The organism is Streptomyces sp. NPDC055239 (assembly GCF_053606205.1).
In genome coordinates this window covers 72,089-96,682 of the sequence record NZ_JBSGRD010000024.1, presented here as the reverse complement: position 1 = coordinate 96,682, position 24,594 = coordinate 72,089, and the positions used below count along the sequence as shown (strand labels likewise).

General features: G+C 69.2%; 30 protein-coding genes. 13 read left to right on the top strand and 17 right to left on the bottom strand.

Features of this window, described 5'->3' with window-relative positions; genetic code table 11:
* A partial coding sequence (locus ACWFRJ_RS43285) for a TetR/AcrR family transcriptional regulator (protein ID WP_453544360.1) occupies positions 1-591 on the top strand: 591 nt, incomplete at its 5' end.
* A gap of 34 nt (positions 592-625) precedes the next feature.
* On the opposite strand, the gene ACWFRJ_RS43280 is transcribed toward ACWFRJ_RS43285, so the two are convergent.
* Positions 626-1,531, bottom strand: a complete 906-nt coding sequence (locus tag ACWFRJ_RS43280) for an NADP-dependent oxidoreductase (RefSeq protein ID WP_453544358.1) — start codon at positions 1,529-1,531, stop codon at positions 626-628.
* A 174-nt stretch (positions 1,532-1,705) separates the two neighbouring features.
* Between ACWFRJ_RS43280 and ACWFRJ_RS43275 the strand changes: the two genes are divergently transcribed.
* Entirely contained in the window at positions 1,706-2,074 is a 369-nt protein-coding gene (locus ACWFRJ_RS43275) for a MerR family transcriptional regulator (protein ID WP_453544373.1), read from the top strand.
* A 22-nt stretch (positions 2,075-2,096) separates the two neighbouring features.
* Here ACWFRJ_RS43275 and ACWFRJ_RS43270 read toward each other — a convergent pair whose 3' ends face one another.
* From ACWFRJ_RS43270 to ACWFRJ_RS43255, 4 genes are all read right to left on the bottom strand, one after another.
* Entirely contained in the window at positions 2,097-3,014 is a 918-nt protein-coding gene (locus ACWFRJ_RS43270) for a hypothetical protein (protein ID WP_453544356.1), read from the bottom strand.
* A gap of 43 nt (positions 3,015-3,057) precedes the next feature.
* On the bottom strand, positions 3,058-3,276 hold the full coding sequence (locus ACWFRJ_RS43265) for a hypothetical protein (protein WP_453544354.1): 219 nt from the start codon (positions 3,274-3,276) through the stop codon (positions 3,058-3,060).
* A gap of 202 nt (positions 3,277-3,478) precedes the next feature.
* On the bottom strand, positions 3,479-3,769 hold the full coding sequence (locus tag ACWFRJ_RS43260) for a hypothetical protein (protein ID WP_453544352.1): 291 nt from the start codon (positions 3,767-3,769) through the stop codon (positions 3,479-3,481).
* Entirely contained in the window at positions 3,769-4,095 is a 327-nt protein-coding gene (locus ACWFRJ_RS43255) for a hypothetical protein (RefSeq protein WP_453544350.1), read from the bottom strand. Before ACWFRJ_RS43255 ends, ACWFRJ_RS43260 begins: the two co-directional genes overlap by 1 nt.
* Positions 4,096-4,230: 135 nt before the next feature.
* On the opposite strand from ACWFRJ_RS43255, the gene ACWFRJ_RS43250 reads away from it, so the two are divergent.
* Positions 4,231-4,494, top strand: a complete 264-nt coding sequence (locus ACWFRJ_RS43250) for a GntR family transcriptional regulator (RefSeq protein ID WP_453544348.1) — start codon at positions 4,231-4,233, stop codon at positions 4,492-4,494.
* Positions 4,495-4,658: 164 nt separating this feature from the next.
* On the opposite strand, the gene ACWFRJ_RS43245 is transcribed toward ACWFRJ_RS43250, so the two are convergent.
* Positions 4,659-5,699: an AraC family transcriptional regulator gene (locus tag ACWFRJ_RS43245; protein WP_453544346.1), complete on the bottom strand. Its 1,041-nt coding sequence runs from the start codon at positions 5,697-5,699 to the stop codon at positions 4,659-4,661.
* A gap of 90 nt (positions 5,700-5,789) precedes the next feature.
* On the opposite strand from ACWFRJ_RS43245, the gene ACWFRJ_RS43240 reads away from it, so the two are divergent.
* Positions 5,790-7,007 carry an MFS transporter gene (locus tag ACWFRJ_RS43240; RefSeq protein WP_453544344.1) on the top strand — a complete coding sequence of 406 codons (1,218 nt, stop codon included), beginning with the start codon at positions 5,790-5,792 and terminating at the stop codon, positions 7,005-7,007.
* A 9-nt stretch (positions 7,008-7,016) separates the two neighbouring features.
* Here ACWFRJ_RS43240 and ACWFRJ_RS43235 read toward each other — a convergent pair whose 3' ends face one another.
* From ACWFRJ_RS43235 to mshA, 3 genes are all read right to left on the bottom strand, one after another.
* Positions 7,017-8,699: a glycoside hydrolase family 55 protein gene (locus ACWFRJ_RS43235; RefSeq protein ID WP_453544342.1), complete on the bottom strand. Its 1,683-nt coding sequence runs from the start codon at positions 8,697-8,699 to the stop codon at positions 7,017-7,019.
* 127 nt (positions 8,700-8,826) lie between these two features.
* Positions 8,827-9,360 (bottom strand): YbjN domain-containing protein, encoded by a 534-nt coding sequence (locus tag ACWFRJ_RS43230; protein WP_453544340.1) that lies wholly within the window; start codon positions 9,358-9,360, stop codon positions 8,827-8,829.
* Positions 9,353-10,699, bottom strand: a complete 1,347-nt coding sequence (mshA, locus tag ACWFRJ_RS43225) for a D-inositol-3-phosphate glycosyltransferase (RefSeq protein ID WP_453544338.1) — start codon at positions 10,697-10,699, stop codon at positions 9,353-9,355. Before mshA ends, ACWFRJ_RS43230 begins: the two co-directional genes overlap by 8 nt.
* Positions 10,700-10,980: 281 nt before the next feature.
* Here mshA and ACWFRJ_RS43220 point away from each other — a divergent pair, with 281 nt between their 5' ends.
* From ACWFRJ_RS43220 to ACWFRJ_RS43210, 3 genes are all read left to right on the top strand, one after another.
* Positions 10,981-11,778: a class I SAM-dependent methyltransferase gene (locus ACWFRJ_RS43220; RefSeq protein ID WP_453544336.1), complete on the top strand. Its 798-nt coding sequence runs from the start codon at positions 10,981-10,983 to the stop codon at positions 11,776-11,778.
* Between the two features lie 242 nt (positions 11,779-12,020).
* Positions 12,021-13,070 (top strand): NlpC/P60 family protein, encoded by a 1,050-nt coding sequence (locus tag ACWFRJ_RS43215; RefSeq protein ID WP_453544334.1) that lies wholly within the window; start codon positions 12,021-12,023, stop codon positions 13,068-13,070.
* Positions 13,071-13,456: 386 nt separating this feature from the next.
* Positions 13,457-14,887 (top strand): PP2C family protein-serine/threonine phosphatase, encoded by a 1,431-nt coding sequence (locus ACWFRJ_RS43210; protein ID WP_453544332.1) that lies wholly within the window; start codon positions 13,457-13,459, stop codon positions 14,885-14,887.
* Positions 14,888-14,933: 46 nt separating this feature from the next.
* On the opposite strand, the gene ACWFRJ_RS43205 is transcribed toward ACWFRJ_RS43210, so the two are convergent.
* The 4 genes from ACWFRJ_RS43205 to ACWFRJ_RS43190 form a co-directional block, all read right to left on the bottom strand.
* Entirely contained in the window at positions 14,934-15,275 is a 342-nt protein-coding gene (locus ACWFRJ_RS43205) for a DUF2516 family protein (protein WP_453544330.1), read from the bottom strand.
* Between the two features lie 160 nt (positions 15,276-15,435).
* Positions 15,436-16,050, bottom strand: a complete 615-nt coding sequence (locus ACWFRJ_RS43200) for a hypothetical protein (RefSeq protein WP_453544328.1) — start codon at positions 16,048-16,050, stop codon at positions 15,436-15,438.
* Between the two features lie 31 nt (positions 16,051-16,081).
* Complete coding sequence (locus ACWFRJ_RS43195; RefSeq protein ID WP_453544326.1) at positions 16,082-16,588, bottom strand: helix-turn-helix domain-containing protein; 507 nt, start codon at positions 16,586-16,588, stop codon at positions 16,082-16,084.
* Between the two features lie 223 nt (positions 16,589-16,811).
* Positions 16,812-17,864 carry a hypothetical protein gene (locus tag ACWFRJ_RS43190; RefSeq protein WP_453544325.1) on the bottom strand — a complete coding sequence of 351 codons (1,053 nt, stop codon included), beginning with the start codon at positions 17,862-17,864 and terminating at the stop codon, positions 16,812-16,814.
* A 303-nt stretch (positions 17,865-18,167) separates the two neighbouring features.
* Here ACWFRJ_RS43190 and ACWFRJ_RS43185 point away from each other — a divergent pair, with 303 nt between their 5' ends.
* Positions 18,168-18,356 (top strand): hypothetical protein, encoded by a 189-nt coding sequence (locus ACWFRJ_RS43185; RefSeq protein WP_453544323.1) that lies wholly within the window; start codon positions 18,168-18,170, stop codon positions 18,354-18,356.
* Between the two features lie 67 nt (positions 18,357-18,423).
* Here ACWFRJ_RS43185 and ACWFRJ_RS43180 read toward each other — a convergent pair whose 3' ends face one another.
* On the bottom strand, positions 18,424-18,870 hold the full coding sequence (locus tag ACWFRJ_RS43180; protein ID WP_453544321.1) for a hypothetical protein: 447 nt from the start codon (positions 18,868-18,870) through the stop codon (positions 18,424-18,426).
* Positions 18,871-19,108: 238 nt separating this feature from the next.
* Between ACWFRJ_RS43180 and ACWFRJ_RS43175 the strand changes: the two genes are divergently transcribed.
* The 3 genes from ACWFRJ_RS43175 (at position 19,109) to ACWFRJ_RS43165 (ending at position 20,794) form a co-directional block, all read left to right on the top strand.
* The gene (locus ACWFRJ_RS43175) at positions 19,109-19,870 is read left to right on the top strand and encodes a polysaccharide deacetylase family protein (protein ID WP_453544319.1); all 762 of its coding nucleotides are present in this window, start codon (positions 19,109-19,111) and stop codon (positions 19,868-19,870) included.
* Between the two features lie 77 nt (positions 19,871-19,947).
* A complete protein-coding gene (locus ACWFRJ_RS43170) occupies positions 19,948-20,367 on the top strand; it encodes a helix-turn-helix transcriptional regulator (protein ID WP_453544371.1) in 420 nt (139 codons plus the stop codon).
* 10 nt (positions 20,368-20,377) lie between these two features.
* On the top strand, positions 20,378-20,794 hold the full coding sequence (locus ACWFRJ_RS43165) for a VOC family protein (RefSeq protein ID WP_453544317.1): 417 nt from the start codon (positions 20,378-20,380) through the stop codon (positions 20,792-20,794).
* 10 nt (positions 20,795-20,804) lie between these two features.
* On the opposite strand, the gene ACWFRJ_RS43160 is transcribed toward ACWFRJ_RS43165, so the two are convergent.
* Positions 20,805-21,284 (bottom strand): pyridoxamine 5'-phosphate oxidase family protein, encoded by a 480-nt coding sequence (locus tag ACWFRJ_RS43160; protein ID WP_453544315.1) that lies wholly within the window; start codon positions 21,282-21,284, stop codon positions 20,805-20,807.
* Positions 21,285-21,333: 49 nt separating this feature from the next.
* Positions 21,334-22,320: a GlxA family transcriptional regulator gene (locus ACWFRJ_RS43155; RefSeq protein WP_453544369.1), complete on the bottom strand. Its 987-nt coding sequence runs from the start codon at positions 22,318-22,320 to the stop codon at positions 21,334-21,336.
* 131 nt (positions 22,321-22,451) lie between these two features.
* Between ACWFRJ_RS43155 and ACWFRJ_RS43150 the strand changes: the two genes are divergently transcribed.
* Positions 22,452-23,360: an NAD(P)-dependent oxidoreductase gene (locus ACWFRJ_RS43150; RefSeq protein ID WP_453544313.1), complete on the top strand. Its 909-nt coding sequence runs from the start codon at positions 22,452-22,454 to the stop codon at positions 23,358-23,360.
* Between the two features lie 45 nt (positions 23,361-23,405).
* On the opposite strand, the gene ACWFRJ_RS43145 is transcribed toward ACWFRJ_RS43150, so the two are convergent.
* On the bottom strand, positions 23,406-23,984 hold the full coding sequence (locus tag ACWFRJ_RS43145; RefSeq protein ID WP_453544311.1) for a TetR/AcrR family transcriptional regulator: 579 nt from the start codon (positions 23,982-23,984) through the stop codon (positions 23,406-23,408).
* A 91-nt stretch (positions 23,985-24,075) separates the two neighbouring features.
* Between ACWFRJ_RS43145 and ACWFRJ_RS43140 the strand changes: the two genes are divergently transcribed.
* Entirely contained in the window at positions 24,076-24,522 is a 447-nt protein-coding gene (locus tag ACWFRJ_RS43140) for an anthrone oxygenase family protein (RefSeq protein ID WP_453544309.1), read from the top strand.
* Positions 24,523-24,594 lie beyond the last annotated feature (72 nt).

Sequence of the window (24,594 nt, the reverse complement as noted above, 5' to 3'; positions counted from 1 at the left end):
GAGATCTCCCGGGAGGCGTCACGCCTGTTCTGGGAGCAGGGCGTGGACGCCACCAGCGGTGACCAGATCGCCGAGGCGGTGGGCCTGTCCACCCGCACCATCTGGCGCCACTTCCGCAACAAGGAGAGCTGCGCCGAACCCATCGTGACGCGAGGCGTCGAATGGGAGATGCGCATGCTGCGCGAATGGCCCGCGCATCTCTCGCTGGAAGAGCACTTCAGCACGGAGGCGAGCCGGTTCCGCCGTGAGGCCGACCCCGTCGAGATCGCCGACAACGCGCTCGCGATGCGGATGATCCGCCTCGCCGACACCGAACCGCCCCTGCGTACGGCCTGGTTGATGGCCTGCGACCAGGTGGAGCGCGAGATGGCCGGGATTATCGCGAAGCGGCTCGGTCTCCCTGCCGACGACCTCCAGGTGCGCTTGCACGGGGCAGCGGCCTCCGCCGCCTTCCGGGTCCTCAACGAGCACATCGGCGCGGCTCTCCTCGACGGCGTCGACCCCGCACAGTTCGCCGACGCCCCGGCACGCGTGGCAGACGCCATCCGCAGGGCCACGGGAGGGGCTGTGGGGGACCCGGTCACCGACTGATGTCAGCTTGAGCCGACCTCAGAGCCTCAGAGCCTCAGAGCCGGATCACGAGCTTCCCCCGTGTGTGCCCGCGCTCGGAGTCGGCATGGGCCTGTGCGATCTCTTCCAGGGCGTAGGTTCGCTCGACGCGCGGTGTGTAGCGGCCTTGCCCACCGAGCTCTGCCGCCTCAGCCAGCAGAGCGGAGTCGTTCACGGCGTTCACCACGCGCACGCCCAGGCGCTCGGCGTTGACGTGGTCGGCGACCGTGGAGACGCGGGCGGCGTCGCCCACGATCGCGACGAGGTCGGCGAGGGAGCCGGAGGCCGCGGTGTCGAGAGCGAGGTCGACACCGTGCGGGGCGAGGCCGGCGAGGCGCTCCGCGAGGCCTGTGCCGTAGGTGGTGGGGACGGCGCCGAGAGAGGCGAGGAACTCGTGGTTGCGCTCGCCGGCCGTCCCGATCACGGTGGCTCCCTGAGCCACGGCGATCTCGACTGCGGCACTGCCCACGCCTCCGGCGGCGCCCTCGACGAGAAGGGTGCGACCGTCAAGAGGTCCGAGCGCCTTCAGCCCGCCCATCGCGGTCACGGACGCCAGACCGGCGGCGGCCGACTCCTCGTCGCTCCACGCGGCGGGCGCGTGGGCCCAGGCCGAGAGCACGGCAAGCTCGGCCGTCGCACCAGTGATACCGCCAAGCCCGAAGACACGGTCGCCGATGGCGACGTCCCCCACCCCGTCACCGATCTCGTCGACCACACCGGCGGCATCACGCCCGGGGATCGCGGGCAGCTCAAGGGGGAGCAGCTCGCGCACCGCGCCGGCACGCACTTTCCAGTCGACGGGGTTGACTCCGGCGGCCGCGACACGGATGCGGATCTCCCCGGGCCCGGGGTGCGGTTCGGGCACCTCCTCGATCACCAGGGTCTTTACGTCGCCGTACTCATGGAAGCGGGCCGCGCGCATGAAGTCCTGCCTTCTCCGGGGCCTGAACCGGCCCGCCGTAGGGGGTCAGCGCGCTCGGAAATGATCGCGAGCGCCGATGTCCGCTACGTTAGAACCTGACGTTGACGTCAGGTGCAAGTCTGACGCGCCAACCCGTACAAAGGAGGACCGGTTCGGATGCGGATACAGATGCGGATGCGGATCGGAGAGGTCGCCGAGAAGGCGGGAGTGAGCGTCCGTGCGCTGCGCTACTACGAGGAACAGGACCTGCTGCACTCCGACCGCAGCTCCGGCGGCCAGCGGCACTACCCCGACACCGCCGTCGCCCGGGTCAAGCTGATCCAGCAGCTCTATGCCGCGGGCCTGCCGAGCAGAACGGTCCGCGCGGTGCTGCCCTGTGTGGACTCAGGCGGCGCGCCCTCGGAGGCGCTCCTGGAGCAACTGGCAGCGCAGCGCGTCGACGTCGACCAGCGGATCACCGACCTGCTCGACGTGCGCGACCGGCTCGATGACGTGATCGCGATAGCGCGGGACCCCGCCCACAACTGCTCTCCCCCGCAGTAAGAGCGGGCCGGGGATTACAGAATCACCCGTGGCCGCCCAGAGAACCCAGGGCCTCCTGCCCCATCCGTACAGCGACCTGTCCGGCGATCGTGCCCGCCGCATCGCTCAGTCCGTCGACGATGCGGCTCGTGAGCGCCCGCAGTCGGCCCGGCTTGGGCGAGCCGGACGTGGCCGCGGTGTGCAGTTCCTGGGCCGTCCGCTCCAACTCCGCACGGTCGGACTCTTCCAGACCTAGGGTCGCGCTCACCTGCCCGAGGTAGCCCGCGAGTTGGATGAACGCGCTCGGATCGATGCCCGCTTTGTTGTTCTGGGTGAAGTCCCGCTGCTCACCCACGATGACACCCTGCGCATTGGGCAGGTACGTGTTGTAGACGTTCCCGCCGCTGTGCTGCTGCGGGTTGATGAAGTCGGCCACGGGCTTCTCGCTCTCCACGCATTCGATCCCCCGGGCCATCAGTGAAACGGCCACGGCGTCTCCGCCCAAACTCCGCTTCCCCTTAACCATGGAAAGTTCTCTCAGATACGTGAAGGCCCGGGCCACCTCGTCGCTCGTCAAGGCGTCGCCATAGAAGTGCACGGCAGGATCATCGATCATGTCGGAGAGCGAGTGAGTCCGCTCCTCTTGATGGTCGTAGAGCCATCGAAGGATCACGTTGCGTACGTAGTTGTTGCGCTCCAGGCGGTTCGAACGCTGCACCCGGACGGCCTGCAGCTCCGTGACACCTGCTGGAGCGAGCGAGACATAGCGACCCTGATCAATCCCAGGATCCGTCAGGAACCCTTCGCTCGTCAGGCTGTGCACCAGAGACCGCAGTTCCATGTCCGGAACGCCCGTGCGCATTGCCCACGTCTCGGCATCCACGACTTCCGACTGGGAGTCCTGTGTGAGCTCTTCCACCCACTCCAACAACGTGATGCGCTGCCGCTCCCCAAGGCTCATGTCGCGTGATGCTAGTGAAGAAGGGCCGCTGCCAAGGGGCGTATCAGGGATCGTTACCCACGTTCGAGAACCCCTGTGCGACGTCACCCACGGCGTCCACGATTCCGTGTCCGAAGGCGGTCGGGGCGATCAGTACCCCGAAGACCAGCACGACGGCCATGGTCATCCCCGTGTTGAACCGGCTCCGGGCCAGAGGTTTTCTCCGCCACAGCAAAAAGATGATGACGGCCAGCAGGACCGCGATATCGATGCTCAGCACCATGTGGCAAGTCCCCCCATCAAGCAAGAACGGCCAGTCCTCCTATGTAGCTCGCAGGGCGTGGGGCCGTCACGTAGCTGTCCACGATTGGCGACATACCGCGCATCTTGGGCTGGATTGGTTTGTGCCAGGCGGGTATGCCGGGATGCGGGGCGCGAGGGTGGCCCCCGGTGCGCGCGTTCCGGGGGCCACCTCCCGTACTCACCTACTCGTTCAATCGCAGCCCGCGGCTCTCCGCGACGCGAAGGGCGTCGTGCAAGGCCTCGGTCAGGCGTTGCGCGAGGAAGCGGAGTTCATGTTCGGGGGTATCGGGGAGCGTTTCACGGGCGTACGCCAGCAACTGACGGCTCATGCCGAGCTGGACGGACTCCATCGCGTCGGCGACCCGGGACACGGGTCCGGTTTCGTCGCCGATGAGGTAGCAGGGTTTGCCTTCGGGGCCTGCCCAGGGCAGCAGGCGGGCGGGGCGGATCGACTCCGGCTGCGGCTGCGGCATCAGGCGACCTCCATGCCGTGGATCCAGTAGGGGCCGGGTGCGTCCAACCCCAGGGTGGCGAGCACCAGTTCGCGACGGCGTCTGCGTTGCTCGTGGGCGGTGAGGTAGGGGCGTACGAGGGGGCTCGCCTCGCCCGGGAGGGGGCCGGGGTCGAGCCCGTAGGGGCTGCGCTGGGTGAGCAGGGCAGGGGTGGCGGGGGCAGCGGGAATCGACGCGGGCCGCGTCACGCCGGGCGGCGTACCGCTGCCTCCGCCGCGACGGTGCGCGCCGTGGGGTTGCAGCAGTAAGCGTGCCCATGTCGCGATGCGGTCGATAAGGTCGTTCATGTCGTCAGCTCCTTGTACTAGCTGGTGGCCATGCCCCCCGGACGGTTGCGCCCGTCGCGGGGGTGCCAATTAACCGTGGTCTACCGCAGTCTACTGCGGTCGCACGGTAGACCGCAGTGTTTTAGCGTCCACCGCATGAGTTCGGATCTCGATCGAACACGCCCCATCTGGCGCCAGGTCGCGGCAGCCGTCACATCCCGGATCGCCGACGGCACCTACCCCGTGGGCGCGAGGGTACCGTCCGTCGTCGAGCTGTCCTCCGAGTTCGGTATCGCCGCCTCGACAGCTCAGAAAGCCCTGACCCACCTAAAGACAGAAGGGCTCATCCGGGCCGAGGTGGGCCTCGGCTCCTTCGTGGCCAGGCGGCCCGACAAGCCCAGCCAGCAGGACGGCGCGTAGGTCGCCGACGGCACCTACCCCGCGAACGCGAAAGCGCCGTCCGCCGTCGAGCTGCTGTCCTCCGAGTTCGGTATCGCCGCCTCGACAGCCCAGAAGGCCTGACCCACCTCACGGCAGAAGGGCTCGCCCACCTCGGCCGGGGTGCGACCGGGCCCCTGCCTGCGTCAGCCCCCTCTGCTCGCGCCCGGCGGCTGGCCCGTGACGCGTTTGAAGGCGCGGCTGAACGCGGCCTGCGAGGTGTAGCCGAGGCGTTGCGCCACGGACTGGATCGGCAGCGTGTCCTGGGCGAGCCACTGACCGGCGAGGAGCATCCGCAGCTCCGTGGCATAGCGGAGGGGCGGCATGCCGATCGTGGTCTGGAACCGGTCCGCGAAGACGGACCGGGAGACGTTGCATTCCGCTGCCAGCTCCGCCACGGTCCAGTGATGTCCGGGCTGCCGGTGCAGGGCCAGGATGGCGCAGGCCAGACGGGGATCGCGCAACGCGGCCACGAGGCCGGACGCGCTGTCGCACCCGCACTCGATCCAGCCCCGCACGATCATCGCCGCCGCCACCTCGGCCAGCCGGGCGAGGATGCCCGCGAAGCCCACGCGCGCGGAGCAGACTTCGCGCCTCATGGACGTGAGGATCGGCAGGAGCCCGGGGTAACGCTCTCCCCCGGCGTCGACCAGCATGACGTCGGGCATCAGCCGGCTGATGCCCTGCATTCCGCCGAGGTCGAACTCCATGTAGCCGTTGAAGAAGATCGCGCTGGGATTCGGGTCGGTGCTCGGGCAGGCGTCCACGTCACAGACCGCGTCGCCGAGGGGAATCCCGTTGAAACTGTCCATGCCCAGGACCTGCACGTCCGGCCCGGAGAGCAGCTGATGGGACTCGCCGTGGGGCATGAATACGGCATTGCCTGCCGAGAGTTCGTGCACAGTTCCGTCAGCGGTGCGCAGGACGGCGGAGCCGACGGCGAGGAAGTGGAAATAGGCGCGTCCGGGCTTGGCATCGAAATGGAGGCCGAACCGCGGGCCGACATGGACGCGCCGATACTGGACACCGCGCAGCCGCATGCTGGTCAGCAGTTCACTGATGAGGTCGGACGACAGTGCGAACTGCCCCGCAGCCCCCGCAGCCCCCTCGCCCGGAGCTCCCGGAGTCCCCTCGCCCGGAGTCCCCTCGCTCGGACTCTCGATCAAAGATTGCGGACTTTCCGTCATAGCTCATCCTGAAATTCGCGTGCAGCCTTGACTTGAACCTCTCATGCGATTCAGGAGAAGTAAAAGTTGAGCACTGATATATGCGGCTCCGTGCCCGACGCCGCACCTGGCGAATCCCCCGACAGGGAATCGATACCGCCCGAACCGGCCTCATCGTCCTGGGCAGCGGTGTTCTCGCTGGCGGTGGGTGTTTTCGGGTTGCTGACGGCGGAGTATCTGCCGACGAGCTTGTTGACTCCGATGGCCGCCGACCTGGGGATATCGGAAGCTTTGGCGGGGCAGGCGGTGACCGTCACGGCGGTGGCGGCGATGATTTCCGGACTGCTGACGGCGACCCTGACGCGGAGGATCGACCGCAGGGTCGTCCTGCTGGGCTTCACCGTCCTGATGATCGTGTCCAACCTGCTGGTGGCCGTGGCCTCCAACATGGTGATGCTGATGCTGATGCGGATCCTGCTGGGCGTCGCGCTCGGCGGCTTCTGGAGCATGGCGGCGGCGGTGGCGATGCGCCTGGTGCCCGCGGCTCTGGTTCCGCGTGCGATATCCATCATTTTCAGTGGCATCGCGGTGGCGACCATCGTGGCGGTGCCGCTCGGCAGCTATTTCGGTGAGCTGTCCGGCTGGCGCAGCACTTTCCTGGCGGCGGCCGTACTCGGGGTGCTGACGTTGGTGTTCCAGCTGTTCACGCTGCCCCGAATGGCGCCCCGTGGCGCGGCACGTCTCGGCACGTTGTGGGAGGTCCTGCGACGCCCGGGATTCGCGGTGGGCATCGTAGGAATGCTGCTGGTTCACATCGGGCACTACGCGCTGTTCACCTATATCCGGCCCGCTCTGGAAAACGTGGTGAAAGTCGACGTCGACGAGTTGGCGCTGCTGCTGTTCGTCTTCGGAGTGGCGAACTTCGTGGGCACACTCCTTGCCGGATGGCTCTTGCAGATCAGCCTGCGCCTTACGTTGACACTGACACCCGCGCTGATGGGCATCGCGGCACTGGGCTTGGCGCTGCTGCCCGCCGGGAAAGTCGGATACGTGGCTCTGGTGGTCCTCTGGGGCCTGGCCTTCGGCGGCGTATCGGTGGCGTGGTCGAACTGGGCGACGCGCATGGTGCCCGACCAGGCCGAAAGCGCGGGCGGGCTCGTGGTGGTGAGCGTTCAGTCCGCTATCGCCGGAGGGGCCGCCGCGGGCGGTGTGATGTTCGGTATCGGCGGCGCCATCACCGTATTTACGATCTCCGGCGTCCTGTTGCTCGCCTCCGCGCTGCTGATCGTGCTGCGAGTCAAGGCACCCCGGCACCTCGCAAGAAACTGACTCGTCGCTTCATGGTGATAGCTGGGCGCCTTCCCTCTGCGCCTCGTACAGATTCCCTGGCCGCACCACGCCAGTGGTCCCGTAGAGCTCGATCCGGGAATGCAGCTCTCCGGAGAAGTCCGGTACGTCGATCTGGCCGAACTCGCGGACCTCGTTGATGCCGACCGTGGCGCTGTACGGGGCCAGGCCGTCGATCTTCATCAGGCCCGCCCGCTCGTTGGTGACGCGGATGTTCCAGTGGGTGAAGCGGGCGCCGAAGAGAGGGCCCGCGCTGGCGTCTCCCCCGTGGCTGCCGGTGTTGTCGACCGTGATGTCCGTGCGGACGTTCGCGAACGGCATGCCTCTGTGGCTGTCGAACGTGCCCATCTCCATCACGCCCCGGGACCAGACGTTGTAGGAGGACAGGCCCTCGACGTTGATGCCGTGGAGTTGGGTGCCGGAGGGCGCCGGGACCGTACGTTCGTCGATCCTGAAGTCCTCTATGAGGTTGTCGTGCGAGCCCTCCCGGCAGAAATACGGGTGGTGCGCGCCCCTGCCCGACACCCGCGTGCGGCGCAGTGTGCAGGCCGACGCGCTCACCAGGCCGAAGCCGTTGTCGACGTGGCGGACCACGACGTCGTCCGCCCAGCAGTCGTACGCACACTGGAACGTGACCCCGTTGTAGCCCTTGTCCAGGAGGTGGGGGGACTGGGTCGTCTCCACCGCTTCCAGTGTCAGGGCCTCGACTCCCGCTCCCGTCAGCGCCTTTACGTGCGTCGTCAGGCGTGGGTCCCACTCCTCGCGTACGTCCAGAGGGAGGGGACGTTCGAGGGTGACCGTGCTCTTCTTTACTGAAGTGATCCGTACCGGCCACTCGTACGGGACGTACGACGTGAGTTTCGTTTTGTCGTCCCACACGTATCCCTCCGGGCCCCCTCCCCCACCCGCCATGTGCTCCAGGAGCGTGTGGTCCGCGTCGTCCGCCAGGCGCAGGAGCACAAGGTCGCCCTTGTGGAGGCGGGAGGCGTCCGTGACCCGTACGGTGCGGTCGCCGCGCTTCGCGGGGGCGACCGTCGTCAGCGTCCGCCACTCGTCCCGCTTGTTGCCCGTCCAGCCCTCGAAAGGCCACGCCTTCGCCTTGATGGCCGTCGTCAGGGACTCCCAACGGGCCTCCGGGCAGAGCCAGATGAGGCCGCCCGCCCAGGACCAGCTCGACTTGTCCCCTCCGTAGCGCGAGCCGTACGGGCCGATCAGTTCCGTGAGGCTCTTCGTCGCGTGGAGGGTGGTGCGGGTGCTGCCCGCGCCCCGCAGGACCACGTTGTCGTGGGCGATGCGGATGATGCCGTCGATGCGGTACTCGCCGGGCGGGATGACGACCGTGCCGCCGCCCCTCCTTCCCGCGTCGGCCAGCGCCCGGTTGATCGCGGGGGCCGCGTCCGACGTGCCGTCCGGCCTCGCTCCGTAGTCCCTCACGTTCGCGACCACCTTGGGGTGGGGGAAGCGGCGGGTGCCTGAGTGGGCGCCCGCGCGGGCTATGTAGGGGATCTGGGGGTGCGTGTACGGGGTTGCCTTGAACTCCCGCCAGAGGGTGGGGGTTTCACCGGACGTTTCACCGGGCCTCGCCGATGCCGTCCCGCCGGTCGCGACTGCTGCCGCCGCCACCGCTATCGCCCCGCCGAGTACGCCCCGTCTGCTGGGAAGCTCCATGCCCATGCCCGCCGCCTCAATCCATGGATGTGAACGCCATTCATGTCTGCGATGGGCGTGAGCATGCCACGGGTATCAGGAGTGCGGAAGATGTCGTACAGATCCCGCAGAGACTGCTCGGCGCGCGGCGGAACTAGCTCTGGGGCCGGGTCAGATGGGTGAACGCGTCCAGGTTCCGCGTGGACTCCCCGCGCGACACCCGCCACGCGTACTCCTTGCGGATCGCCGATGCGAAACCCAGCTCCAGGAGCGTATTGAAGGAGCCGTCCGCGTTCTCAAGGACCGAGCCGAGCAGGCGGTCAAGCTCGTCCGGGGTGACCGCCGAGAGCGGGAGCTTGGCGGTGAGGTAGATGTCGCCGAGGGAGTCGATCGCGTAACTGACGCCGTACAGGCGCAGGTTGCGCTCCAGGAGCCAGCGGTGGACCGCGGCATCGTTCTCGTCGGGGTGGCGGATCACGAACGCCGTCAGCGACAGGGCGTGCTTGCCGACCTTGAGCGAGAGCGTCGTCGACAGCTTGCGGGTGCCGGGGAGCGTCACCACGTAGGAGCCGCTCTCGGGGCTCTCCCACTCCAGTTCCGCGTCGTCAAGGGTCCGCTCGACGATCGTGTTCGGGTTCGCGGTCGGGGTCGTGGTCGTGGTCGGCGCGGTGTCAGCCTGATCAGCCATGATGCGAGCGTACGCGACGCCTGTGCTCGTGCACCGCCGCCGTGTACACGTCCGCGGTGGCGGACGCGGCCGTGTCCCAGCCGAAGGATTGAGCGTGCCGCGCGGCCGCATCGCCCATGCGGTCCACAAGGTGTGGGTTGTCGGCGAAATCGCGCAGCACGCGCGCGTAGTGGGCCGGTTCGTGGCCGTCGACCAAGAAGCCCGTCACCCCGTCGCGTACGGCGACCGGCAGACCGCCCACCGACGCCGCGAGGACCGGGGTGCCCGCCGCCTGCGCCTCTATGGCGACCAGGCCGAACGACTCGCTGTACGAGGGCATCACCAGGACCGAGGCCGCCCTGAACCAGTCCGCGAGCTGCTCCTGGCCCACCGGCGGCTGGAAGCGGACGACGTCCGCGATGCCCAGCCTCGCGGCCAGCTTCTGCAGCCCTTCCGGCTTCGCCAGGCCGCTGCCGCTCGGGCCGCCCACCACGGGGACGACGATGTTCGAGCGGAGCTCGGGGCGTTGGTCCAGGAGGACCGCGACCGAGCGGAGCAGTACGTCGGGGGCCTTCAGGGGCTGGATGCGGCCCGCGAAGAGGGGGACGAGGGCGTCCTGCGGGAGGCCGAGACGGTGCCGGGCCGCCGCGCGGCCGTCGGCGGGGCGGAAGCGGTCGAGGTTCACGCCGGGGTGGACGACGGCGACCTTGCCCGCGTCCGCTTCGTAGTGGCGTACGAGCTCGTCGGCCTCTTCGGAGGTGTTCGCGATGAGGCGGTCGGCCGCCCGCACGATCTGCGTCTCGCCGATCACGCGCGCGGCGGGCTCCGGGGTGTCGCCCTCCGCGAGGGCGGCGTTCTTGACCTTCGCCATCGTGTGCATGGCGTGCACGAGCGGCACGCCCCAGCGCTCGGCGGCCAGCCAGCCGACGTGGCCGCTGAGCCAGTAGTGCGAGTGGACGAGGTCGTAGTAGCCGGGGCGGTGGCCCGCCCACGCCTGCATCACGCCGTGCGTGAAGGCACAGAGCTGCGCGGGCAGCTCCTCCTTCGCAAGGCCTTCGTACGGTCCCGCGTCCACATGGCGTACGAGGACGCCGGGGGCCAGTTCGACGGCGGGCGGCAGCGCGCCGGTCGTCGAGCGCGTGAAGATCTCGACCTCGATGTTGATCGCCGCCAGGCGCTTGGCCAGCTCCACGATGTAGACGTTCATGCCGCCCGCGTCGCCCGTGCCGGGCTGGTGCAGCGGGGAGGTGTGCACGCTGAGCATGGCCACCCGGCGCGGGCGCCGGTGTGCCCCGGGGAGCCGGAGCCCCCTGGGCGCCGCCGGCGAGCGACGGCTGAGCCTGGTCACGTACTGGCTCACGTGGCGGTCCTCCTGGTGCGCGCGGGTATGACTGAGCGGGCTTGGCTCAAGCGGGCATGGCTTAAGGGAGGGCGTGCACGGTCCTCCAGAGGGTGAACATCGGAAGGGACAGCTCCATTTCCGCTTTACCAAACAATTACCGGCTACGGCTCAACCAATGACCCGGTCGGTGATCACCCCATGGCCCCGCTGGGCTCGGCGCGTGCCCCCGCTGAGCTCGGCGCGTGCCCCCGCCGGGCTCGGCGCGTACCCCCGCCGCCAGGGCGCATACCCTTTCCACCATGGCCTCCCGCACCCCTTCCCGCCCCGTGGGAACGGTGACGCGCGGGACCACCAACCCCAACCGTCTGCGCCGCATGGACCGCTGGATCGCGGCCACGCACGGTGCCGAGATGCGGCGCTCCGAAGACCCCGTCGCCGTCGACCTCGGCTACGGGGGCGCCCCCTGGACAGCCCTGGAGCTGCTCGTCCGGCTGCGGACCGCCGCCCCACGCGTGCGCGTGGTCGGCGTCGAGATCGATCCGGCGCGGGTCGCGGGCGCGAAGCCGTACGAGAGGGAAGGGCTCTCCTTCCGGCACGGCGGCTTCGAGGTGCCGCTGCCGGGCAGGCCCCTGCTGATCCGCGCGGCGAACGTGCTCCGGCAGTACGACGAGGAGCAGGTCGCCGCCGTGTGGGAACGGCTCTGCGGGCGGCTCGCGCCGGGCGGGCTGCTCGTCGAAGGGACGTGCGACGAGATCGGGCGGCGGCACGTCTGGGTCGCGCTCGGCCCCGACGGACCGCGCACGGTGACCTTCGCGACCCGCCTCGGATCGCTCGACCGGCCGTCCGACCTCGCCGAGCGTCTGCCCAAGGCGCTGATCCACCGGAACACGCCGGGCGAGCCTGTGCACGCGTTCCTGCGCGACTTCGACCGGGCCTGGGCCGCCGCCGCGCCCTACGCCTCGTACGGCGCCCGGCAACGGTGGATCAGGGCGGTGCGGGACCTGTCGGCGGACTGGCCCGTGGTCGACCGGGGTTCGCGGTGGCGGCAGGGCGAAGTGACCGTGTTGTGGGAGGCCCTTGCACCCCTTCAGGGGTGAACTCGCGGGGTACCGGGGGGCGAACTCGCGGGGTGCCCGCGGGTGAACTCCGCGTGCGACGCGCCGTAAAGGGAACGATCTCCGCGTTCCGCACGTCACATGAGCGGATGGCGGGTGGGGGCCGGTCGGGCTTGCTGCGATCGGACTTGCTGTCGCGCTCTGTCGTATTGCGCGTCGGCATGGCACCATCCGCGGGGCAACCGTAAGTTACTGACGGTAAATCAGCTTTGGGGGAGGCGGACGTGACCGGCAAGCGGAGTTCGACTGTGGCTGGCCTGGCGCTGATCTGCGCCGCAGCGGTGCTGAGCACACCTGCCGCGGCCTACGCGAGCCCGGCGAAGCCAACGCCCGGCAACACCAAGTCCCTTGAGGACCTGCGCAAAGAGATCGAGAAGCTCTACCACGACGCGGGCGTCGCCACAGACGCGTACAACGCGGCGGAGGAGAAGAGCGAGAAGCAGTCCAAGCAGATCGTGAAGCTCGCCCGCTCCATCACCAAGGGCCAGCAGAAGCTGGACAAGCTCAAGTCCCGCGCGGGCGCCGCCGCCCGCGAGCAGTACCGAAGCGGCGGGGTGTCCTCCGAGGCCCGGCTGATGCTGAGCGACGACCCCCAGGAGTTCCTGGAGAGCGCCGGACGGATGCGGCAGGGCCACAAGGCCACCAAGGGCATGCTGACGGAGATGGAGCGGACGCAGGAAGACCTGCGGATCTACGCCAAGGACGCCACCGCCCAGTGGAAGAAGCTCGAAACCAACCGCAAGGCCAAGGCCGAGTCGAAGAAGAAGATCAAGAAGAAGATCGCGACCGCCGAGGAAATGGAGTCGAAGCTCGAGAAGAAGGAGCTCGAGCGGCTCCGGAAGCTCGAGGAAGAGGCTCAGCTCAAGAAGCAGTCGGCGTGGGTGAGTTCCGGCGTCCTGAAGGACATCAAGGGCAAGGCGACAGGGCCCGGCAAGAAAGCCGTCGAGTTCGCCACCGCCCAGCTCGGCAAGCCGTACGTCTGGGGCGCGGAGGGCCCGTCCTCGTACGACTGCTCCGGGCTCACCTCCAAGGCCTGGGCCGCCGCCGGCAAGGGCATTCCGCGTACGTCACAGGAGCAGTGGAAGCAGCTTCCGCACGTCGACATCAAGAACATGCGCCCCGGCGACCTGATCATTTATCACGCGGACGCCAGCCATGTCGGGATGTACGTGGGCGACGGCGCGATCGTGCACGCGCCGCGGCCCGGCCGCGATGTCACCGTCGCGGGCGCGGGATCGATGCAGATCCTCGGGGTCGTGCGGCCCGACAAGTAGGGGTATCGGGCTCCACGAGCGGCGTTACGGCAGAGGCCACGGCACAGGTACGGCAGAGGCACGGCACAGGTACGGCAGAGGCACGGCGCAGGCACGGCAGAGGCACGGCACAGGTACGGCGCAGGGCCGGCCGCCTGTGCCGTACCTGTGCCGTACGTCATGTGACCCACCGCACCCTCGCCCCGCCTCTCAACCCTTCAGGCGTGATGTTCGTCATTCCGGTCAGGACCTGTCGTGCCCAATTGCGGTCCTTGTTCCGGCATATGACGGTGGCTGTTTGCCGTGCGGCATTCCAATCGGGGCGCGGCTAACGCTATGGTCCCCGTCGGTGAATCGTTCGACCGTCGATCACTGTGCCCTCGGGGGGAGGGAAGGAAACCGAAGCCATGCCCGTACCCATACCGCGGCAGAGGGCGATCCCGGCCGCGGAAGGCGGTCAGGCTCACGCTCTGCCGACACCGACGCCCGCACCCGAGCCGGCGCCCGGATCCGTACCCACGCCCGCTCCCACGCCCGCTCCCACGCCCGTGGAGCCCGCGCCCACGTCCCTTGAGCCCGTACCCGCGCCCAGGGACATGGACCAGCAGGCGAGCGGCCCTGGACTCAGCCTCCTGGTGATCGAGGACGACCCGGCGGGCTCCCTGAGCCTGCCCCGGATGCTCGACGCCATGGGCAAACCCATCCGTATCCGCACCGCCCGCAACCTCACCGAGGCCGAGCGGCTGCTCACCGACGACGTGCACTGCATCCTGCTCGACCTCGCCATGACGGCCCCCGCGTCCGCTGCTTCCGCCGCTGCTTCCGCCGCGGCTTCCGCGCTCTCCGCGGCCCCCGAGGAGCACGAGGACGAGCTGGCCACGCTCAAGCACGTCCTGCGCCTCGCGCCCCGGCACGCCGTCCTCGCGCTCACCGCGAACGGCGACTCCGAGCGCGGCGCCGAGGCCGTGCGGGTAGGCGCCCAGGACTATCTCTTCCGTGACGAGCTGGACGGGCGTCTCCTCAGCCGCGCCATCCGGTACGCCGTGGAGCGCAAGCGCGCGGACGCCGCCCAGCGCCAGCTGACGGAGTCACGGCTTCGCGCCCAGGAGAACGCACGCCTGGAGCGCGGCCTGCTTCCGACGCCGCTCCTGGACGGCTCACCGCTGAAGTTCGCCGCGCGCTACCGCCCCGGCCGCTCACGGGCGCTGCTCGGCGGCGACTTCTACGACACGGTGCGCACCCCCGACGGCTCCGTGCACGTCATGATCGGCGACGTCTGCGGCCACGGCCCCGACGAGGCCGCGCTCGGCGTGGAGCTGCGCATCGCCTGGCGGACGCTGACCTTCGCGGGCCTGTGCGGCGACGAGCTGCTCAGCACACTGCAGAAGGTCCTTGAGCACGAGCGCGCCGACGACGAGATCTTCGCGACGCTCTGCACGGTCGACATCGCCCCGGACGGGCGCAGGGCCGGGCTCTGCCTGGCGGGCCACCCCTCACCGCTGATCGCCCGCGACGGCCGCCTCGCCGAGCTGCTTCCGTACGAGAACAACGGTCCCGCGCTCGGACTCCTGCCGAACGCCCGCTGGCCGCGCCGCCAGGTGGAACTGGGCGGCAAGTGGAGCCTGATGCTCTACACGGACGGCCTGATAGAGGGCCGCATCGGCCAGGGCAACCAGCGTCTTGGGCAGGACGGCATGGTGAAGATGCTCCGCCGCCAGATCGCCGCGGGCCTGCGGGGCGACGAGCTGCTCGAGGCCGCGGTCAACGAGGCGCGGGAGCTGAACGGGGGCGACCTGACGGACGACGTGGCCGTGCTGCTCCTCGACCGCGACCGCTGAGGGTTCCCCGCGCCCCTTGGAGGGCTTCCCCTTACGGGGCTGCTGGCTAGCGGCCGCCGTTGTACGGCCCGTACGGACCGTCGCTGCTGGAGCCGCCGCGGCGTCCGCCGCCGCCTCCGCCACCGGTGATCTGCCGCAGTGCGGGCCGTACGTCGACCATGTAGACGATGGTCGCGACGAGCCCGATGATCGGCAGGAACGACAGGATGTTGAAGATCAGGTTCACGATGAAGGCGAGCCCGAGGATGATCAGCCAGAACGGCTTGGTCTTCTTGTCCGCCGCGCGATAGGCGTCCTCACGCCGCACCGCAGCGTCGACGAGCGCGAAGCCGCTGAAGACGATCAGCGCCAACGACAGCAGCCACATGAAGTTTGCGAACCCCTGCATCAGCACAACGTCCACCACCAGTCTCGGCTCTTGAAGCCACTTGAGGCCATACAAATCATCGAATCGTCGAGTACGCGGACACCGTACCCGCTACCCGGTGAACGGGCCGGACACTCCGCGAGTGCCCGGCCCGTTCAACCGGTGAATGCCGTACGCGGGCCTACTTGGCGGGCGGCGTGGTCTTCTTCGCCGTGGGCTTGCGGGCGGCCGGGGCCTTCTTGGGGGCGGGCTTCTTCGCCGTAGCCGGGGCGGCAGCGGCCTTCGGAGCTGCGGACTCCGACGTGCCCGGCTGCGAATCGGCGGCGGCCGACTTCTCATCGGCGTCCGGCTCGACGGCCACGGCGAGCTCGGTGATCTCCTCGGCGACCTCGCCGCGCCAGGTCTTCACGGCCTGCTCGCCGTGCTCGGCGACCTCTTCGTACTTCTCGCGCGCCTTGACGGCGTACTCGGCGGCCACGCCGACCGAGCTGAGGGCGAAGCCCTGAGCGCTCTCGCTCAGCTTCTTCAGGTCGGTGTCGAGCGTGCCGAGCAGCTCGGAGACCCTGGCCTGGATGGTCTCCTGCGCCCCCTTGGCGCGGGCGACGGCCTTGTCCTGAACGGCCTTGGTGTCGGTGTTGCGCACGGCGTCGATACGGGCCGGCGCCTCGGCGATCAGCTGCTCGATGGCACCCGGCACCCGCTTCGCCTGCTGGAACGCCAGATCGGCGGTGCCGACGACGAAGTAGGCGGGCGTGGTGTCGGTGAGGGTGTTGCGCAGGTCGTCCTTGATGGCCATGGTGATGGTCCTCCCGGATTCGCGTTCGCGTTCAGCTTGAGGGATGGTCCTTGGGGCTTGCATCACTGCCGTCGGCCGTGCGGGGGCCGTCAGCGGTGGCGTCCGTGCCGTCGGCGTCGTCCGCGTTCTCCGTGTCCGTGTCCGCGTTCTCCGTGTCCGCGTACGACGCCTCATCCGCGTACTCCGAGACCTCGAAGCCGTTCTCTTTCCTGAACGACTCGTAGATCTGCAACAGGACCTGCTTCTGACGCTCGTTGATGGAGGGGTCGGCGAGGATGACGGCGCGCGTCTCCAGCTCGTCCCGCTCCTTCTCGTCGAGGATCCCGGCCCGGACGTACAGCGTCTCGGCGGAGATTCGCAGCGCCTTGGCCACCTGTTGCAGCACGTCGGCACTGGGCTTGCGCAGGCCGCGCTCGATCTGGCTCAGATACGGATTGGACACCCCGGCGGCGTCGGCGAGCTGCCTGAGCGAGAGCTGCGCGTTGCGCCGCTGCTCACGCAGATACTCACCGAGATTGCCGACGTTGAGTGATGCCATGCGTCGATAGTGCCTGCCGCTTGCTAACTTTTGCAAGCAGCTGCTTGCAAAAGTGCGCTACGCCACTACTGGGCCGCCCACGTCTCCCGAAAGTCTGGGCAATAGATGCGATGTCTCAGGCTTCTGTGGGCATCCCGGCCTGGGAGATCACTGCCCTTGCTGATGGAGATCCTTGCCCGGAGCCAGTGTCGGTATGAGTCTTGTGGTGACCAGCCATGGATCGTCATTGGTGCATCCAGATCTTGCCGCTGGTGTCTTCGTCGTAGCCTTCGCAGCAGATGCCCACGGCAACGACCTGGGACGTGCCGGGGATGGTAGCAAGGCCGGTGATCGAGTGGTCGGAGGCGACATGTTCGCTCGACCAGTTCCGGCCGTCGTAGTGGAAGACCAGATCGTCGCCGCTCGCGGAGAATGCGGAGACAAAGATCCCGTCCTGTCCGTCGGCGGTGGCATTGATGAATTTCCCGGCGACGCCGGAGCCGACCACACTCACCCACTTGTGCCCGTCCCAGCGCACCGCGACAGGCCCGACGACGTCCCCCATTCGACCCGTGCGGCCGACCGCCCAGAGCTGCGTCGGCGACTGTGCGGCGAGACCGCGCAGCTCTCCGGCTGGCCCCGCGACCTCGGGCGGCAGCGGCACCGTGCGCCACCTCCGCCCGTCCCAGTGCAGAGTTACCGGTCGGCCCCGGCCCTCGCCCACGGCCCAGACATCCCGAGGCGACAGGGCATGCATGGCATGCACGCACACCACCGACGGCAGGGCGACGGCCGACCAGCCCGCAGCCGTATGGTGCCGGAGGAAGGAACGGCAGGTGCCATCACCGCCCCGCCGCCGCGCCGCCACCCACACGTCGTCGGGCCCCGCGACAGTTGCCGCGTCCACCACGGAGTTGGGCTCACGCCAGGCGAGTGTCCACCGGCTTCCGTTCCACCGTGCTGCCCGTGATTCCTGTCCGCCGGTCAGCTGCGCGGCACCGAAGACCCACACGTCACCCGGCCCCGAGGCTGCGACGACGCGCAGGCTGTTCAAGCCGAGTTGCCCGGGTACATCGAGACCCGTCCACGTCCCGCCGCGCCACCGCATGACGACCGGCTCGTTGTTCTCGTCTCCCACCGCCCATGCGTCTTGCGCGCCGGTAGCCACCACGCCGTACAGGTTCCCGGGGTTGCCGGTGTGACCCACCGGCCGCCACGGCCCGGAATCGGCCTTCCCGCTCTGATGTGCCGTCGGACGAGGCGTGCCCTTGTCCGCCGCACAACCACCGCCCGTCATCGCCAACACTGTGCTGAGCACAGCAATCACAAAGCGGCGCACTGGCCGCCCCCCCTCTTCGCCCCCACCTTGAAGCGGGATCGTATGAGAACTGACAGCTTTCGTCAGCCAGAGCGTCCCCGGCCTTGTGCGCACTGCCTCCAGCGCGCTCGTGTGGTGATGGGAGCGACGCAGGCTGCGGTGCCCACACATATCTGAGACAGGACACCGGGAAGCGGCGTTGTCGGTGGGCTCTGCAAGGGTGCGCGTCGTGGATGAACTGGTGGAGCGTGTCGACGATCAAGATCGCGTGCTGGGGTCGGCGTGCACGAAGCCGTGGTGCCGGACGCCGTGGCCGCCGATCCCGATGAGGTCGCCCGGCACGGCTGGCTGACCGAGCCGGAACTGCGGTCGGCCCTCCAGGAGTGGAGCTTCACCACCCCTGACCGCCCTGGCCATTCGCGGCCGGGAGCAGGGCGGTTGCAGGAAAGTCCCGGTGAGGGCGGCATTTAGCGGCGTGTCACCGGGACTTTTCTGCAATCGGCCGGTGGGGGGGGCGACCGCCCCGTCCGTCACACCTCTAATGGGCCGCCTTGCCGACGAGCCACCTCCAGCGGCGCCGCTCCGTGACGAGGGTGACGGCCGCCGCCAGGGACACCAGGACCGCCGCCCACGTCGGCCAGGCCAGCCACGAAGAAGTCACCGCCGCGACGATCTGGAGAAGCACGAGAAGGATGGTGACCCAGCCGGGTACGGCGATGATCACGCTCGCCTTGTCACCTGGAGTGGAGAAACACGTGGGAAGGCCGATCAGGAGCACCACGGACAGGACGGCGAGCAGCCACGAGTGGCCGGCCAGCGCCCAGGGGGTCGCCACCCAGGCGACGAGTTCCACCGCGAAGCGCAGAGCGGATGCGACGCGGTCGTCGGGCCGGTCGTCGGGGCGGTCGTCGGGCCGGCCGTCGAGTTGGGCATCAGGTCGGTCGTCGCGTCGTGCCGAAACCGATTCACCCGCAGCGTCGGACATCCCAGGAAGATCTCACGGTCCGCACCCAACGGCCAGGCCATGTGCGGTCGTTCACGTGGGGGTGAAATCGGGCCAACCCGCACCGTTTCGGCCGCCGTTCGCGGAGAGTTGTCCGCGAACTCCATCGGAATTGTCATTGACCGGTAACGGGTGCATCCTTCCGTCGCCGTACCTCGTCCCCCCTGGTGGGTCGCACGTGACCAGGGGATCGGCGAGGACAGTACGCAAAGGGGCGGACATGGCACGGCACAGCAACGCACGGGGCTGGTACGGCAAGATGATCGGTGCGGCGCTCGGCGTGACACTGCTGGCCACCGGCGCATCGGTGTGGACCGCGCAGGCCGGTACCGAATCGTCGCCCAAGGCGAACGCCCCCGCCACGTCGAAGGTGAAGCCGGTCTCGGCGGCCATCGTGCACGCCTCGGACAAGGGCGAGCGCGGCGTCAACATCACCATCGACGACGGTCCCGACCCCAAGTGGACTCCTGAAGTGCTCGAGTTGCTGCGGGAGTACAAGGTGAAGGCCACGTTCTGCATGGTGGGTACGCAGGCGCAGGCCCACCCGGACCTCGTGAAGAAGGTCGTCGCGGACGGGCACCGTCTCTGCGACCACACGGTGTCGCACAACACCGCCATGGACAAGGAATCCGAGGCCTACCAGTCGAAGCAGATAGTCGACGCCGAACGCATGATCACCAAGGCGTCCGGGGGCGTACGGCCCATGTACTACCGCGCGCCCGGCGGTGCCTTCACCCCCTACAGCCGCAAGCTCGCCGCTTCCCACGGCATGCGCCCCCTCGGCTGGAACGTGGACACCAAGGACTTCGAGCACCCGGGTACGGACGCCATCGTCGCCACCGTCCGGCGCGAGCTGCCCAACGGCCCGACGCTCCTCTTCCACGACGCGGGCGGCGACCGCACCCAGACCGTCGAGGCCCTGCGCCAGGTCCTGCCCCAGCTCAAGCAGGACGGCTACACCTTCGGCTTCCCGGTGCGCTGAGCCCCGCCGCACCCTAGGGATTTCCCCGTGCCTGAGGGGTCTTCACGGGGTGTCTCGGTAACGTTCCCCGTGTGCCTGTGTCTCTCCCCGACCTCGTCCTCCTGCGCAAGGCCCGTGACCGGATGGACCGCGACTACGCGGAACCCCTGGACGTCCCGGCTCTGGCGCGGGCCGCCCTCATGTCCCCCGGCCACTTCTCGCGCAGCTTCCGCGCCGCCTACGGAGAGACGCCGTACAGCTATCTCATGACCCGCCGCATCGAGCGGGCCAAGGCGCTGCTGCGGCGCGGGGACCTGTCGGTGACGGAGGTCTGCATGGCCGTGGGCTGTACCTCGCTGGGCTCCTTCAGCACGCGGTTCACCGAGTTGGTCGGCGAGAGCCCGAGCGCGTACCGGGCCCGCGACCACGGCCACGGCGCCGCCATCCCGGCCTGCGTCGCCAAGACCCGCACCAGGCCGGTCAGAAACGGAGAAGCGAAACCCGACGCCGGTACGTAGCGTCGTACCCATGGAAATCAGCCTCTCCCAGTGTTTCATCGCCGTCGACGACCACGACAAGGCGCTCGCCTTCTACCGCGACGTACTCGGCCTCGAAGTACGCAACGACGTCGGTTTCGAGGGCATGCGCTGGGTGACCGTCGCCTCGCCGTCGCAGCCGGACGTGGAGATCGTCCTCGAACCGCCGCTCGCCGACCCGAACGCATCCGCCGCCGACCGGCAGGCCGCTGCCGAACTGCTCGCCAAGGGCATGCTGCGGGGCGTCATCTTCCGGAGCACCGACATCGACGCCACCTTCGAGCGGATCCGTGCCGCGGGCGGCGAGGTGCTGCAGGAGCCGATGGACCAGCCGTACGGCGTCCGCGACTGCGCCTTCCGCGACCCGTCCGGGAACATGCTCCGCTTCAACCAGCCGCGCAAGCAGTAGAAGCGCGCCGCTACACCACCCACGCCCCGTCCCGCATGAGGACCCTGCCGTGCTGCTCGTGCTCGCCGTGCCAGGCCCGCACCGTTCTCGGCGTCACGCGCAGGTACAGGAACGGGGCCTCCTCCTCACGCGGGTCCCAGCCGAACTTCCCGGCGAATCCGTCCGCGTCCTCCGGCGGAACGTCGCGGGCCTTGAAGCACTCCGCCTCGCCCTGTACGAGCACCACGTCGGCGGTGTCCGGCAGTGCGAGGCGCACCCGTGGCTCGGCCCGCGCGTTGCGGGCGGTCACGGAGGCCTCGCCGGTGCACATCCACAGCGCCCGGCCGTCCCAGCGGAACCACAGGGGCACCTGGTGCGGGCCGTGCTCCGGGTGAGACGTCGACAGCCATATGTCCCGCTCCCGGTCGAGGCGTGCCAGCGTCTCGCGCCTGCGCTCGGGGCCTTCACGACGAACAATCTCCGCGTGACCAACAATCTCCGTGTTCCGCATGAGCGCCGACACTAATCAGCGCCCTCGATGCGCACATGAGGCGCAGGTCCTACTCCCAGCGACCGAGACCCGCTCCCACGCTCGCCCCGAAGGCCCGCCGGTAGTCCCCCGGTGACACCCCTACCTGCTTGAGGAAATGGTGGCGGAGGTTGTTCGCCGTGCCGAGGCCGCTCAGTTCCGCGACCTTGTCGATCGGGGCGGCCGTCGATTCGAGGAGGCTCTGGGCGCGGGCCAGGCGCTGGTTGAGCAGCCACTGGAGCGGAGTCGTGCCGGTGGCCGCCTGGAGGCGGCGGTAGAGGGTGCGCGGGCTCATCGCCGCCCGGCGCGCCAGGTCGTCGACCGTCAGGGGGCGGTCGAGGCGGGCGCGCGCCCAGTCGAGTACGGGGCCAAGGCCCTCGTCGTCCGCAGCGGGGACGGAGAGGTCGATGAACTGGGCCTGGCCGCCGGGTCGGTGGGCGGGCACGACCATACGGCGGGCCAGCTGGTTGGCGACGTGCGCGCCCAGGTCGCGGCGGACCAGATGCAGGCACAGGTCGAGGCCCGCGCTGACGCCCGCGCTGGTCAGGACGTCGCCGTCGTCCACGTAGAGGACGGAGTCGTCGACCTCCACCTTCGGGTAGCGCGCGGCGAGCTGGGCCGTGTGCATCCAGTGCGCGGTTGCCCTGCGGCCGTCGAGGAGCCCCGCCTCGGCAAGGGCGAAGGCGCCGGTGCACAGGGAGACCATGCGGGCTCCCCCGTCGTACGCGCGGCGCAGGGCGGCGGCCAGGCCGTCCGGCAGCGGACGCCCCTCCTCCACGCAGGCGTCCGGCACGGACGTGACGATGACCGTGTCCGCCCCGACGATGTCGTCGAGGCCGTACGGGGTGCGCACCGTCATGCCGAAGGTCTCGCCCCCGGCCTCGTACGCGGCGCTGCACAGCCGGAAGTCGTACCAGTGCTCCGACAGGTCCGGCTGCGGCTTCCCGAACACCGTGCAGGGGATGCTCAGTTCATACAGATCCCAGGACGGGATCGCTATCTCCTCGGTCACGACCAAGGCCACGGAACCAGCGCTCATACGGTGAGACTAAGCCGCTGCAGAACCCCCGCGGCGCGTGGCAGGAATTTGGTGGCCGCCGTCATCCCTGTCACTGTCCGGCGCCGCCGCCCGCTGCGAGCGTGGTCCGCATGAGCACAGAGCACACGAGCACAGAGAACTCGTTCAGTACGCAGAAGCCCCCCGTCACCGTCATCGGCCTCGGCAACATGGGCGCCGCCCTCGCCGCCACCCTCCTGAAGCAGGGCCACCCCACCACCGTCTGGAACCGCTCTCCCGCCAAGGCCGAACCCCTCGTCGCCCAGGGCGCCCGCCTCGCCGCCACCCCTGAAGAAGCCGTCGCCGCGAGCCCGTTGATCCTTGCCTGCGTGCTCGACGACGACGCCCTGCGCGCCGTCCTGAACCCCATCGCCGGGTCCCTCGCTGGCAAGGCCCTGGTCAACCTCACATCCGGCTCCCCGGAGCAGGCCGGCGAGGCGGCGTCGTGGGCGCGTTCGCTGGGCGTCGGCCATCTCGACGGGGCGATCATGACGACGCCGCCGGGGGTCGGCAACCCGGAGATGATGTTCCTCTACAGCGGCTCGGCAGAGGTGTTCGAGGCGCACCGCCCCACCCTGGCCGCCCTCGGCGATCCCCTGTACCTGGGCGCGGAGCCCGGCCGTGCCTCGCTCTACGACGCCGCCCTGCTCGGCCTCATGTGGTCCACGTTCACCGGCTGGCTGCACGGCACCGCCCTGGTCGGCGCCGACGCGACCAAGGCCGCCGACTTCACGCCCGTCGCCGTCCGCTGGCTGACGAACGCGGTCACCGGGTTCCTCGGTACCTACGCCGCCCAGGTGGACGCCGGGCACTATCCGGGCGACGACGCCACCGTCGACGTACAGATCGCGGCGATCGGACACCTCATCCACGCGGCGGCCGACCGTGGCATCGACAACGCGCTGCCGGAACTCCTGAAGGCCACCATGGAGCGCACCAGCGCCGCCGGGCACGGCTCCGACAGCTACGCGAGCGTGATCGAGGTCCTTCGACCATCCTGACGGGATCGACCGTCCTGACGGGGGCGACCGTCCTGACGGAGTGCGTCAGACCGCGGCGAGCCGGTCCACGAGGAGTTCCACCCTCGGCTCGATGTACTCGGGCGGCAGCCGTCCCGCTCGGGTGAGGGTGGCCAGGCCGTGCAGGGCCGCCCAGAACGTCTCGGTGAACAGTCCCGGATCGACGCCGTCCCCGGCGACCTCACCGAGGCTCTCCAGCAGGGCGGCGAACGCGTCCTTGAGAGGTTCCGGCGTGTCCTCGTCCGCGAACGCCAGGCCTCCGTCGAGCTGGAACAGGGCGTCGTAGACCGCCGGGTTGCGTGCGGCGAAGTCGAGGTAGGCGCGGGCGAGGGCGTACACCCGGGCGCGCGGGCCGTCCGCGGCGGCGGTCGCGGCCCGCACCGCCGCGGCCAGCTCGGCGGCGCCTTCGATGGCGACGGCGCCGATGATCTCGCGCTTGCCGCGGAAGTGGCTGTAGAGGACGGGCTGGCTGTACTCGATGCGCTCGGCGAGCCGGCGGGTGGTGACCGCGTCCCAGCCCTGCTGCTCGGCGAGTTCACGGGCCGTCGCCACGATGAGGCGCTCGCGCTCCGCCCGTTCGCGCTGCTTGCGTTCCTGTACCGACATGATTCGATCCTAGCATCGCTAGACAATCGAGCGGCAGTAGAGCTAGCGTTGCCTCATCAGCTAGCAACGCTAGATGCCAGGAGAGGTCATCATGCTCAACGCACTTGAGGTGTTCACCGTCGTGATCTTCGGCGTGATGGTGGGGGTGGAGTTCTCTGTCGCCTTCGTCATGAACCCGATCCTCAACGCACTCCCCGAGGACAGCGGCCAACTCGGCAACGCCCACGGGGGCCGGATGCTCGGCGCCGTGATGCCGTTCTGGTACATCGGCTCGCTCATCCTCATGGCGGTCTGGGTCGTCGCCGGATGGCACCACCACGGCACCGGCCTCGTCATCACCGCGGGCGCGCTGCTGCTCCTCAGCGTGATCATGTCGCTTCTGCTGCTCGTCCCGATCAACAACCGGAACAAGACGTGGACCCCTGAGAACCGGCCCGCCGACTGGAAGGAGCAGATGAACCGCTGGAACCGCTTCCACTACGTCCGCGTCGCCGTCCTCATCGCCGCCTTCGCCCTGCTGGTCGCCGCCCTCGCCTGAGCCGACTCAACACGCTCCACGAATCTCAGCACGCTCCTCAAAGCTCAGCACGCTCCACGAAGGCCACCAAGC

Excerpts from the sequence above, each read along its gene's own strand:
- ACWFRJ_RS43280 (WP_453544358.1), bottom strand. The coding sequence starts at position 1,531 with ATGCGCGCGGCCCGCTTCCATGAGTACGGCGACGTAAAGACCCTGGTG.
- ACWFRJ_RS43275 (WP_453544373.1), top strand. The coding sequence starts at position 1,706 with ATGCGGATCGGAGAGGTCGCCGAGAAGGCGGGAGTGAGCGTCCGTGCG.
- ACWFRJ_RS43270 (WP_453544356.1), bottom strand. The coding sequence starts at position 3,014 with ATGAGCCTTGGGGAGCGGCAGCGCATCACGTTGTTGGAGTGGGTGGAA.
- ACWFRJ_RS43265 (WP_453544354.1), bottom strand. The coding sequence starts at position 3,276 with ATGGTGCTGAGCATCGATATCGCGGTCCTGCTGGCCGTCATCATCTTT.
- ACWFRJ_RS43260 (WP_453544352.1), bottom strand. The coding sequence starts at position 3,769 with ATGCCGCAGCCGCAGCCGGAGTCGATCCGCCCCGCCCGCCTGCTGCCC.
- ACWFRJ_RS43255 (WP_453544350.1), bottom strand. The coding sequence starts at position 4,095 with ATGAACGACCTTATCGACCGCATCGCGACATGGGCACGCTTACTGCTG.
- ACWFRJ_RS43250 (WP_453544348.1), top strand. The coding sequence starts at position 4,231 with ATGAGTTCGGATCTCGATCGAACACGCCCCATCTGGCGCCAGGTCGCG.
- ACWFRJ_RS43245 (WP_453544346.1), bottom strand. The coding sequence starts at position 5,699 with ATGACGGAAAGTCCGCAATCTTTGATCGAGAGTCCGAGCGAGGGGACT.
- ACWFRJ_RS43235 (WP_453544342.1), bottom strand. The coding sequence starts at position 8,699 with ATGGGCATGGAGCTTCCCAGCAGACGGGGCGTACTCGGCGGGGCGATA.
- ACWFRJ_RS43230 (WP_453544340.1), bottom strand. The coding sequence starts at position 9,360 with ATGGCTGATCAGGCTGACACCGCGCCGACCACGACCACGACCCCGACC.
- ACWFRJ_RS43220 (WP_453544336.1), top strand. The coding sequence starts at position 10,981 with ATGGCCTCCCGCACCCCTTCCCGCCCCGTGGGAACGGTGACGCGCGGG.
- ACWFRJ_RS43210 (WP_453544332.1), top strand. The coding sequence starts at position 13,457 with ATGCCCGTACCCATACCGCGGCAGAGGGCGATCCCGGCCGCGGAAGGC.
- ACWFRJ_RS43205 (WP_453544330.1), bottom strand. The coding sequence starts at position 15,275 with ATGCAGGGGTTCGCAAACTTCATGTGGCTGCTGTCGTTGGCGCTGATC.
- ACWFRJ_RS43200 (WP_453544328.1), bottom strand. The coding sequence starts at position 16,050 with ATGGCCATCAAGGACGACCTGCGCAACACCCTCACCGACACCACGCCC.
- ACWFRJ_RS43195 (WP_453544326.1), bottom strand. The coding sequence starts at position 16,588 with ATGGCATCACTCAACGTCGGCAATCTCGGTGAGTATCTGCGTGAGCAG.
- ACWFRJ_RS43190 (WP_453544325.1), bottom strand. The coding sequence starts at position 17,864 with ATGACGGGCGGTGGTTGTGCGGCGGACAAGGGCACGCCTCGTCCGACG.
- ACWFRJ_RS43180 (WP_453544321.1), bottom strand. The coding sequence starts at position 18,870 with ATGTCCGACGCTGCGGGTGAATCGGTTTCGGCACGACGCGACGACCGA.
- ACWFRJ_RS43175 (WP_453544319.1), top strand. The coding sequence starts at position 19,109 with ATGGCACGGCACAGCAACGCACGGGGCTGGTACGGCAAGATGATCGGT.
- ACWFRJ_RS43165 (WP_453544317.1), top strand. The coding sequence starts at position 20,378 with ATGGAAATCAGCCTCTCCCAGTGTTTCATCGCCGTCGACGACCACGAC.
- ACWFRJ_RS43160 (WP_453544315.1), bottom strand. The coding sequence starts at position 21,284 with ATGCGGAACACGGAGATTGTTGGTCACGCGGAGATTGTTCGTCGTGAA.
- ACWFRJ_RS43150 (WP_453544313.1), top strand. The coding sequence starts at position 22,452 with ATGAGCACAGAGCACACGAGCACAGAGAACTCGTTCAGTACGCAGAAG.
- ACWFRJ_RS43145 (WP_453544311.1), bottom strand. The coding sequence starts at position 23,984 with ATGTCGGTACAGGAACGCAAGCAGCGCGAACGGGCGGAGCGCGAGCGC.
- ACWFRJ_RS43140 (WP_453544309.1), top strand. The coding sequence starts at position 24,076 with ATGCTCAACGCACTTGAGGTGTTCACCGTCGTGATCTTCGGCGTGATG.